The 10,671-nt window shown below is 57.8% G+C and carries 9 protein-coding genes; 3 read left to right on the forward strand and 6 right to left on the reverse strand.

The genetic code is table 11. The annotated features are described in order from the left end of the window. Positions 1 to 5: 5 nt before the first annotated feature. The 5 genes from Q1K23_RS05245 to Q1K23_RS05265 form a co-directional block, all read right to left on the reverse strand. A complete protein-coding gene (locus tag Q1K23_RS05245) occupies positions 6 to 941 on the reverse strand; it encodes an RsmB/NOP family class I SAM-dependent RNA methyltransferase (protein WP_300363036.1) in 936 nt (311 codons plus the stop codon). A gap of 1 nt (position 942) precedes the next feature. Further along, a complete protein-coding gene (locus Q1K23_RS05250) occupies positions 943 to 1,416 on the reverse strand; it encodes a phosphatidylglycerophosphatase A (RefSeq protein ID WP_300363037.1) in 474 nt (157 codons plus the stop codon). 144 nt (positions 1,417 to 1,560) lie between these two features. Then, positions 1,561 to 2,757, reverse strand: a complete 1,197-nt coding sequence (locus tag Q1K23_RS05255; RefSeq protein WP_300363039.1) for a sulfate adenylyltransferase — start codon at positions 2,755 to 2,757, stop codon at positions 1,561 to 1,563. Further along, the gene (locus Q1K23_RS05260; RefSeq protein ID WP_300363041.1) at positions 2,735 to 3,622 is read right to left on the reverse strand and encodes a response regulator; all 888 of its coding nucleotides are present in this window, start codon (positions 3,620 to 3,622) and stop codon (positions 2,735 to 2,737) included. Before Q1K23_RS05260 ends, Q1K23_RS05255 begins: the two co-directional genes overlap by 23 nt. Beyond that, entirely contained in the window at positions 3,619 to 4,773 is a 1,155-nt protein-coding gene (locus Q1K23_RS05265) for a bifunctional 2-C-methyl-D-erythritol 4-phosphate cytidylyltransferase/2-C-methyl-D-erythritol 2,4-cyclodiphosphate synthase (RefSeq protein ID WP_300363043.1), read from the reverse strand. The genes Q1K23_RS05260 and Q1K23_RS05265 overlap by 4 nt, the downstream gene beginning before the upstream one ends. Positions 4,774 to 4,875: 102 nt before the next feature. On the opposite strand from Q1K23_RS05265, the gene thiC reads away from it, so the two are divergent. Both thiC and Q1K23_RS05275 read left to right on the forward strand, forming a co-directional pair. After that, the gene (gene thiC, locus Q1K23_RS05270) at positions 4,876 to 6,231 is read left to right on the forward strand and encodes a phosphomethylpyrimidine synthase ThiC (RefSeq protein WP_300363044.1); all 1,356 of its coding nucleotides are present in this window, start codon (positions 4,876 to 4,878) and stop codon (positions 6,229 to 6,231) included. 130 nt (positions 6,232 to 6,361) lie between these two features. Then, positions 6,362 to 7,474 carry an Mrp/NBP35 family ATP-binding protein gene (locus Q1K23_RS05275; RefSeq protein ID WP_300363046.1) on the forward strand — a complete coding sequence of 371 codons (1,113 nt, stop codon included), beginning with the start codon at positions 6,362 to 6,364 and terminating at the stop codon, positions 7,472 to 7,474. A 91-nt stretch (positions 7,475 to 7,565) separates the two neighbouring features. Here Q1K23_RS05275 and Q1K23_RS05280 read toward each other — a convergent pair whose 3' ends face one another. After that, entirely contained in the window at positions 7,566 to 10,097 is a 2,532-nt protein-coding gene (locus Q1K23_RS05280) for an HD domain-containing protein (protein ID WP_300363047.1), read from the reverse strand. A 135-nt stretch (positions 10,098 to 10,232) separates the two neighbouring features. Here Q1K23_RS05280 and Q1K23_RS05285 point away from each other — a divergent pair. Further along, a partial coding sequence (locus tag Q1K23_RS05285; protein WP_300363048.1) for a radical SAM protein occupies positions 10,233 to 10,671 on the forward strand: 439 nt, incomplete at its 3' end.

The following is a 10,671-nucleotide window of genomic DNA, read 5'->3' on the forward strand; positions in this document are numbered from 1 at the left end:
CTATATTATGACGACAATTTCCTTAGTTTACACAGAAAAAAACCGTCCATCTCTTTTGTCGGCAGGATACGCAGAGATTTCGCCACTTCCGGATCGTAACGCTTTTTCCCCCATTTCAAAAGGCCCGGACGGGTGTTTTCGATGGGAAGGTCGATACGCTCCACCCGAAGCTCGGGATGTTTTTTGAGGGCTTTGTCGACGATCGCTTCGTTCTCTTCGGGGGCGAAGGAGCAGGTGGCGTAGAGAAGCAGGCCGCCGGGTTTGAGGCTTCTGACGGCCGATTCCATCAGCCTCTGCTGGAGTTTGGCCATCTCTTTGATCTTCCTTTCGCTCCAGTAGGCGGTGGTTTTGGCGTCCCACGCCTTGAATTTGGCCTCGGTGGAGCAGGGGGCGTCGAGCATGACCCGATCGAACATCGCCGGGCATTTGGCCCCCACGCTCCTCCCGTCGGTCATGTAGTGGTGTGCGATCGTGACGCCGCCTCTTTCGAGGTTCGCTTTGAGGCGGAAGAAGCGGTCTTTGCCGGGTTCGACGACCGAGAGCCACCCTTCGTTTTCCATCTGTGCCGCCATCATCAGCGATTTGCCTCCGGGCGCGGCGGTGAGGTCGAGCACCGTTTCGCCGGGCTGCGGGTCGAGAGCCAGAGGAGCCAGCATGGAGCTGAGGCTCTGGATGTAGATCTCTCCCTTTTCGAAAAGCGGCGAGCGGGTCAGGGCGTCGCGCTGCTGTGCCGGGACCGTGAAGGCGTAGGGGTACCAGGGGACGGCAGAGGGGGTGAAGCCGGCCGCTTTCAGTTTTTCGACGGCGTCGCCCGCTTCGGTTTTGAGCGGATTGACGCGGAAAGAGACCGGTTTGGGGGTTTCGAACGTGGCCAGAAGTTCGTCGGCGATGTCGGGATAGACGGCGCGAAACCGCTCGACGAAGGCGTCGGGAAGCGCCATCTCAGAAGCCCACACCCAGGCGTGAGAGCCCCTGCAGCACCAGGGCGCTCGAGAGCCCGGCGGCGGCCCCCGCGATCATGTCGTCGCCCATGACGCCCCATCCTCCCGGCGCGTCCCGGTCGATCCGACCGATGATCGAAGGTTTCCAGATGTCATAAAGCCTGAAAAAGAGAAAGCTCAGCACCGCCGCGGGCAGCGCCGCCCCGCTGATGCAGAGCGCCAGCCACATCCCGGCTATCTCGTCGACGACGATGCGGCTGTCGTCGTGGATCCCTGTGCGCGCCTCGTAGACGTCGGTGGCCCGCACGCCGAAGAGAAAGATGAGAATCGTCAGCAGAAAGAGGGTTTCCACCGGAAAATAGGCCAAAATCGCGATACCCAGCACGAGCCCCACGACAGAACCCCACGTCCCCGGCGCTTTGGGAAGCAGGCCGCTGCCCAGCCCGGCGAGAAAGAGCTTTTCCTGAAAATTCATCGTAAAACCTCCAATTTTTAGTGAAAAACTAAAAGTGAAAAGTGAAAAATTCAGGAAGGTCGCTTGCGCTCCCTTCTATTCAAAAGATGAAAGTGTGCAAAGCACGCATCCTCAACTTTTAGTTTTTCGTTTTTAACTTTTCACTCACTTCAAAGAAGTCGTCTGATACAGCTTCATCAGCTTGATATAGAAATCCTCTTCGCTCTGGCTCTCCAGCAGGCCGCTTCCCGGCATCAGGTCGTAGTAGATCTTCTCCAGGTTTTCGAAGCGGTTGGGGAAGAGGTGGGCCAGGATCATCGCGGAGATCTCCTTGCGTATCAGCACGGCCGGGGGCATCAGGCCCGCTTTGAGGAGCTCCAGGATCGAGTCGGCGTGGTAGGAGATGTGGTGGTGCTCGCCGTGGGGGCAGGTCTTGTTGCTCACCAGGGTCATGCAGATGTCGCAGTAGGAGTACTCCGGCGCGGTCTGGATATGGATCTTGAAGCCTCTGAGATGGTCGAAGACCGACTGGATACGGTTTTTGTCGTAGAAGCTTCCCAGTCCGGCGTGGTTCTGTCCGATGACCAGCTCGTCGCATCCGAAGTTTTCGGCCACCAGCGCGTCGAGGATCACCTCGTTGTAGCCGGCGAAGATGTAGGTGTACTCCAGCGGCACGATGATGACACGGTTGGCCGGCAGGTAGTTCTTGACGAAATACTCCATCGAGCGGTGGCGCAGTTCGTAGGGGAGCGTCGTGTCCTCCTGGTAGGGTTTGAGCAGAAAGATGACCACCAGGTCGGAGCGGTCGAGCGTCGTGCGGATGAGCCGTTCGTGGGCGCGGTGGAGGGGGCGGGCGGCCATCATCAGGGCACTCGTCTGTTTGGCGCCGATGCGGTTTTTCGCCGTGGAGATCAGCTCCTTGATCTTTCTGTATTTCGGATACTCTACATGATATTTTCCGCTGACGGCGTAGTGGCCCAGACGCTTCAGCGTCGCCTGGACGCCCGGATGGGAGGGGCTCTGGGTGCCGTAGATCTCCTGCACCCGCATCTGGGGGTCGATCTCGAACACCTCTTTCGTCTCGAGCCACCCCACCGGCTCGTGGTCGACCATCAGCGTCACTCTCTCACCCGGTTCCAGGGATTTGAGTATCTCTTCGTTGCGCCGTCCTTTGGGGGCGAGAATGAAAGGAAAAGGGAAACTGTGCTTTTTGTAGCACTTCGTCCGGGTCACCTCTTCGGCGGTCTTCCTGTCCATGAGTCCGTCGACGGGTTTGAGAAGCCCCTCCTGCACGAGTGCCAGGGTCGAGAGGGCTTCCCGGTCGATGTAGAGGGTCTTGTCACTTTTTCTTGAAGATGCCATACTTTTTCCTCTTTTCCCAGAGCGATTTGCGTGAAATTCCCAGTTTTTTGCTCAGTTCGGTATCGGGAAATTTGCTCTGGTAGTTGTGGATGATGAACTTGACATAATCGTCGATCGTCAGGATTTCGGTGCGGTCGAAGATTTTATGCTCGCTGACCAGTTCGATGGTGTCGAGCCCCTCCTCTTCGAACTTTTCGGTGGTGGAAGCGATCACGTCCCTGCCCATGACCGCTTCGAGAAAGGCCTCTTTCTCGCTCTTTTTGAGTGTCTGAAACTCCGGCATGTAGGCGATATAGTCGGGCGGGAGGTTTTCGAGGGCCGTCAAGGAGGAGGCGTTGCTCAGAGGCAGATATTTCAGAGGCCTCTCCAGCTCTTCTGCCAGGGCGAAGGCGAAGGCGTCGGCCTGCTTCTGGTAGTTGGTCTTGACCATCAGCGGCAGCGGATGGGCGATGGGATCGGGCAGCTGGATGTTGCCCAGTTGATGGTCGAGATACTCTTCGTAGAATTCGCACCGTTTCTGCAGCTTCTTGAAATCGTGGTAGTGGTTGATCTTGCGGATCAGCTCCTCGATCATGAAGGGTTTCTGGATATAGTCGTGGGCGCCCGCTTTGAGGGGGTCGGTCACCGTGTCGTTGCTGATATACGAAACCATCAGCAGGATGATCTCGTCGGCGAAACTTTTGATGATCGGGTAGAAATCCTGTCCCGAAAGGTTGGTCGAGAGAAGTATGACGTCGTAGCGTGCCTTCTGCTCCAGCGCGTCGTTGACGGCCGCGTATATGTCGCACTCGTGTCCGAAGTCGATCAGTTTGCCCGCGATGCTCTGGGCCAGATAGATTTCGTCTTCCACTATCAGTATTTTCATGATTCACCATCCTGTTCTGTCCAGTCGAACAATCGAAGTGTCGAGGAGGCCTCTGCGGCCACACCCTCTTTGCGCCCGACGAAACCGAGTTTTTCTGTCGTCGTCGCCTTGACGTTCATGCGTTGGGGCGGGATACCGAGAAGTTCGGCGAGCCTGAATCGCATGGCGTCTTTGTAGGGACCGATTTTCGGGGTCTGGGCGATGACGGTCAGGTCCGCCTGCACGATCTCGAAACCGGTGTGGGTCAGCAGGTGTACGACATGCCGCAGAAGTTTCGCGCTGTCGGCTCCAGCCCAGGCCGCTTCGGTGTCGGGAAAGAGTTCGCCGATGTCTCCCATGCCGGCCGCGCCCATCAGTGCGTCGATCAGGGCGTGGATCGCCACGTCTCCGTCGGAATGGGCCTTGAAACTGTAGGGTACGTCGATGGTCACGCCGCCAAGTTTCATGGGACGATCGGGAGTTTCACGGTCGAAGGCGTGGACGTCGTAACCGGTGCCGGTGTAGCGGGCCGTCCTGTCGGGAGGTGTCAGGCATGGAAGCAGGGCGATGTCTTCGGCGAAAGTGAGCTTGTGCAAAGAGGCGTCGCCCCCGACGAATGCTACTTTTCCGCCCACCGCGTGGATCGCGCTGCTCTCGTCGGTGAATTCGATATCGCTTTTCAGGGCTTTTCTGAGAATTTCGGTGCGGCTGAGCTGGGGTGTCTGGATACGTAACAGGTGTTTGCGGTCGATGGGTTCTCCGTCGTACCAGACCGTATCGGGCACGGGGAGGGTGGGGACGGCGCAGTCGGCCGTTTCGATGGCGGCCAGCAGCGTCTTGCAGATCGCCTTGTCGACACAGGGCCGTGCGACGTCGCTGACCAGTACCAGGGAGCTCTCCACACTCTCCAGGGCATTGACCAAAGAAGCCTGTCGGCTGGTGCCTCCGGTGACGAAACGGACCTTTTTGTCGTCGATATGCCTTTTCATATAATGAAGTTCGTCGGCGTGGCCCACCACTATCACTTTACGGAAGAGGCGCATGGCGCGGAAGGCGTCCAGGACATGAAGCCAGAGAGGATCGGTTCCGATCCTCAGCCACTGTTTTTTGACGGGTTTTTTGAAACGGGTCGCTTCGCCCGCTGCGAGAAGGACCAGGGTTAAATCGGACAAATTATCTCCTAAAAAGCCTTAGGTGTTACGAAAGTATACATAAGAAAAGCTTGCTTTTATCTTTTTTGTGATAATTTTTGTCAGTTTTACTTGGAGGGAACCATGAGACAAGACTGGGTGAAAAAGCGTGAAAACGACAAAGTCAGAACACAGATGTATTATGCCAAACAGGGGATCGTCACCGAAGAGATGGCCTATGTGGCGAAGGTCGAGAAACTCGATCCCGAGTTCGTCCGCAGCGAAGTGGCCAGAGGGCGGCTGATCATTCCCGCAAACATCAACCATGTCCATCAGAAACCGATGGCCATAGGCATGGCGGCCACCTGCAAGATCAACGCCAACATCGGCTCCTCCGCAGTCGCCAGCGACGCGGCGGGCGAAGTGGAGAAGGTGAAAGTGTGCCAGAAGTACGGTGCCGACACGATCATGGACCTCTCCACCGGCGGAGACCTGGACGCCATCCGGCAGGAGGTGATCAAGCACGCCGACGTGCCGATCGGTACGGTGCCGATGTACCAGATCCTCCACGACTGCAACAACAGGATCGAGGATCTCACGATCGACGCGATGCTCGACGTCATCGAGCGGCAGGCGAAACAGGGGGTGAGCTACTTCACGATTCACGCGGGTTTCCTGCTGCGGTTCATGCCGATGGTGGCAAAACGGAAGATGGGGATCGTCAGCCGCGGCGGATCGCTGATGGCGGCGTGGATGATGCACTATCATAAAGAGAACCCCTTCTACACCGCCTACGACGACATTCTCGATATCTGCCGCAAGTACGACGTGAGCCTCTCCCTGGGTGACAGCCTGCGCCCCGGGTGTCTCTACGACGCCAGCGACGACGCGCAGCTCAACGAGCTGAAGGTTCTGGGAGAACTGACACTCAGAGCGTGGGAGAAGGATGTCCAGGTAATGATCGAAGGCCCGGGCCACGTGCCGCTCAACCAGATCGAGCGCAACATGAAGCTCGAGCGGGAGTACTGCCACGAGGCCCCCTTCTACATCCTGGGGCCGCTGGTCACCGACATCGCCGCGGGGTACGACCACATCAGCTCCGCCATCGGCGCGGCGGTGGGCGGCTGGCACGGGGCGAGCATGCTCTGCTACGTCACCCCCAAAGAGCACCTGGGGCTTCCCAACGCGGCCGACGTGCGCGAAGGGATCATCGCCTACAAGATCGCGGCCCACGCCGCCGACATCGCCAGAGGACGCAAAGGTGCCCGCGATATCGACGACGCCATGAGCGACGCACGCTACCGATTCGACTGGAACAAGCAGTTCGAGCTGGCCCTCGACCCCGATCGGGCCCGCGAATACCACGACGAGACGTTGCCGCAGGATGTCTTCAAGGAAGCGGAGTTCTGCTCCATGTGCGGACCGAAGTTCTGCAGTTACAAAATTACACAGGATATCGTCGACGCCCATGGCGACACGATGTCCTCCATCGGGGCGTAAAAGGCGCGTTTGGCGCCTTTCCCCGTTGATCGTCTCTCCTTGTCGAAACTAATCACCGATTTTCAGAAACGATCAAGGGTGAAAGGCGTATATTTTGCCGATTCAAAAAACACTACAGGAGAATGAGTCAATGACCGAATCAAGAGTCAAAGAGATACTGTCCACCGTGACCTATCCCGGATTTACGAAAGATATCGTCACGTTCGGATTCGTCAAGGATATCGAAATCGACGGCGGCCGCGTCGCCGTGACCATCGAGATCACGTCCAGCGCGCCGGAAGTGAAGAAGCAGCTCGAAGACGAGATCCGCGAAAAGCTGATGCGAGAAGGCGCTTCGGAGGTGATCGTGATGATCCAGCAGCCGAAGATGCCCCGCGAAACCTCCAGCCACGGCAAGAACATCGCGCCGCAGGTGAAAAACTTCGTCATGGTCAGCTCGGGCAAAGGCGGTGTCGGCAAATCGACGACCTCCGTCAACCTCGCGATCGCCCTGGCGATGGAAGGCAAGAAAGTGGGCCTGCTGGACGCCGACATCTACGGCCCCAACATTCCCCGTATGATGGGTATCGAGGATATGCGTCCCGACGTCGTAGGCAACAAGGTCAAACCGATCGACGCCTACGGTGTCGAAGTGATGAGTATGGGTGTCCTGATGGAAGAGGGGCAGTCTCTGATCTGGCGCGGCGCCATGGTCATGAAAGCGATCGAGCAGTTCCTGCGGGACATCCTCTGGAGCGATCTGGACGTACTGGTCATCGACATGCCTCCGGGAACGGGTGACGCGCAGCTGACACTGGCCCAGAGCGTGCCGGTCACGGCGGGCATCACCGTCACGACGCCGCAGAAAGTCTCTCTGGACGATTCGCGCCGAAGCCTCGACATGTTCAAGAAACTCCATATCCCGATCGCGGGTGTCGTGGAGAACATGAGCGGCTTCATCTGCCCCAACTGCGGTACCGAGAGCGATATCTTCGGACGCGGTACCGCCGAAGCGGTCGCCAAAGAGTACGACAGCAAACTCCTGGCGCAGATTCCGATCGAGCCGGCGGTGCGCGAGGGCGGCGACGAAGGCAAGCCGATCACCTACCACTACCCCGAAAGCGAAACGGCCAAACGCTACATGAAAGCGGCCGAGGATCTGTGGCAGATCATCGAAAAGATCAACGAAGAGGGCGGCGTCAGCAACGAAGCGATCCAGCCCACCACACCTCCGGGCGTCAGCGCCTGCTCCACCGGCCACTGAGCCGACTTTTTCCGAAAGCCTCTCGGCTTTCGGAGCACTTCCAAAAGCCCCTATACCGCTTCCCCGTTCATTGGGATTTTTGAGATGAGTTCTACTCTTCGCTCGTAAGCTCTTCCAGTATCTTCTTTTTGTTGGTACAGAATTTCCCGTTTTTTTCGATCAGAAAAAGGTCGTTGACCCGATGTTTGCGGGTCGTGATGACCGCCGTGGCGATGTCGATGCCCAGCAGGTCGAAGTAGTGGGCCACGTAGGCCATCAGGCCGCGCTGGTTGGCGGTCTTGATCTGCATCAGGGCGTAGGTTTTGGTGTGCTCGCAGTCGATCGTGATCTCTTTGGGTTTGATGACGGGTCTGGTCAGTTTGATCGATTTCGTCATATCGAAGGAGTCGTGGATGATCTGTTCGACCATCGGGACCTCTTCGGGGGTGATCGTGTCGTTGAACTCCAGGACGAAGTATTTGACGCCGTCGTAGAGTTTGAAGATCTCCATCGTCACCAGCTCCAGATGGCTCAGCTTGCCCAGCAGATAGCCGAGATTGATGGGGATTTTGCGGTAGATCTCGATCTTGAGGGTTTCGCCCGCCGTGATCTGCATGTCGTAGTCGATGACGGAGCGGGCGCGGCTGGCGATCTCGAGGATCTCCCTGGCCGTGTGTTTGATGAAGAAGAGGTTCGATTCGATGGCGGCGATCTTTTTCTGGAGGGAGCGGGGGAGGGCCTTGAACTCCGGCAGCTTTTTGAGCGCCTGCTCCCTGCGGAGGCGTTTGGCCGTCTCGTCGACGATCGCCGGTTTCTCGAGGATTTCGACGGCGGCGAAGTAGAGGGTCTTGAGCATCCTTTCGGTGAAGGTGTTGTAGACGTTTTCACCGACGGCGTTGACGTCGCAGTAGGTGAGGATGAAGAGCATGTCGAGGAGTTTTCTGTTGTTCAAAGGCGCGACGAAGCGGCTGACGGTCGATTCGTCGTAGATGTCCTCGTTGTGGATCGTGTCGGTCATGCGGGTGTGGTGGCGGATCAGCAGGATCCCCTCTTTGACGAGCTGCTCGGGAAAGCCCAGTTTCTGGGCGTAGACCTTGAAGAGATCGGCTCCCACCTCCCGGTGGTCGCGGATGCGTCCTTTGCCGGCGTCGTGCAGGAGCGCCACCAGTTTGAGCATCGCCCTGGAGTCGCGATCCAGCGCGTCGAACATCGGTCTGAGCAGGTCGTGGCGGAGATTGTCCAGGGTCAGCAGTGTATGGTAGGAGTGCAGATCGACGGGGTAGTGGTGGTAGCCGTCGAACTGGGGCAGGTACATGATCCGTTTCATCGGCTGGATCGTCTGGGGGAGTTTGCCGCTGCGGTAGAGGGCTTTGACCACCGAGGCGCTGTGGGGCAGATAGAAGATCTGCCGGATGGCGCCGACGAGCTGTCTGCCCTTGCTTTTGGGCACTTCGGTCCGATCGATCAGATGTTCGAAAGAGGCGTCGGTGACGACGGGATAGAGGGCCGCCTCCTTCAGCAGCAGTTTGAGGTAGTGGAGAAAGGTTTTCGGCTTCAGGCCGCGTCTGGCGTAGAGGGTGTCCTGACAGCGGAAGATGCCCGGCTCGACGAACTCCTTCCTCAGAAGCGGAATATGGGACGCTTCGTAGAGGTAGGGGCGGCTGAGCAGTCCGATCCAGTAGGAACTCTTTTTCCGGATGATGTCCAGCGACTGGAGGGTGCGGCTCACCAGCTCCTTCTGGGCCTTTTTCGGGTTTTTCTTTTCGATGCCCAGCAGTGTGGCGACATCGGGCACCAGATCGAGGCGGAGGGTGTCCTCCTTCTTTTTCGCCGTCAGGTGCAGGGCCGCCCGCACCCGGAAGATGAACTCCAGCGCCGCCCGGTACTCGGTGTAGTCGGTCTCGTCGATGACGCTGCCCACCAACTCCCGCAGGCGGAAGACGTTGTGGCGTACCGAGGCGATCCAGAAGGCGAGGTTGGCGTCGCGGATGCCGCCGACGCACTCTTTGATGTTGGGCTCCATCGTGAGGGGATGTTTGAGGTGCCGTTTTTCGGATTCACTGAGTTTGCTCAGGACGTACTCTCTGGGCTCGTGGCGGCGGATGACGCCCAGCTGCCGCTGCGTCTCCATCCAGATGAAGTTGGAGCCGATGATGAAACGCGACTCCATCAGCGCCGTCTTGATCGTGATATCCTCTTTGGCTACGTCGGGAAGCTCGGAGATTTCGTGGACCCGGTGCCCCAGATGGAAACCGGCGTCCCAGGCGATGTAGAGGATCTTTTCGATGATCTCCCTGATGTTGTATCCCGGGGTCTCCTTGTAGACGATCATCAGATCGATGTCGCTGTGGACGCAGAGCTGCTCGCGGCCGTAGCTGCCCAGTGCGATCAGGGCGATCGGGACGGAGTTACGCATGGGCTGGAACTCGCGGAACATCTTGCGCAGCACCACACGGTAGATGATGGAGAGAAACCGGTCGATCTTGCGGGTGTGGTGGACCAGAAAAGCTTTGCCCTGGGTCTGCTGGAAGATCTCTTCGAGATTGTCGAGATAGTGTTTGATCTCCTTTTTGAGGAGTTTCGAGATCTCGAAATCCTCCGCCTCCTTGTCGAGCAGCTCCTCGATGGCGATGTTCAGGTCCAAAAACACTCCTTTTTTACGTGAACGGTGAACGGTAAACAGTGAATGGAAAAAGGAGATGGATTCCGTTCACGCTTTACCGTTTCCTGTTCACCTCCAATAAGGTATAATACCGAAAAATTTTTACGGGATGTTGGTATGGACGTTGTTGAAAAAGTGAAAAGCGGTGCGCGTGTCGGCCTCGAGGACGCGCTGAAACTCTACGATCTCGATCTTTATACGCTGGGCAGGCTGGCTGATGAAAAGCGCAGGGCCCTGCACGGCAAAAAAACCTACTTCAACATCAACCGCCACATCAACCCGACCAACGTCTGCAAGGATGTCTGCAAATTCTGCGCCTACAGCGCCAGCCGGAAAAACCCCAACCCCTACACGATGCCGGTGGAGGAGATCGTGGAGATCGCCAGGCATACGTGGGAGCGGGGCGGCAAGGAGGTGCACATCGTCTCGGCCCACAATCCCGAAGCGGGGCTGGAGTGGTATCTGGGAATGTTCAAGGCGATCAAGAAAGCATTGCCCGACATTCACGTCAAGGCTCTGACGGCGGCGGAGATCAACTTTCTGGCCGAAGAGTACG

The organism is Hydrogenimonas sp. (assembly GCF_029933015.1).
Lineage (GTDB): Bacteria > Campylobacterota > Campylobacteria > Campylobacterales > Hydrogenimonadaceae > Hydrogenimonas.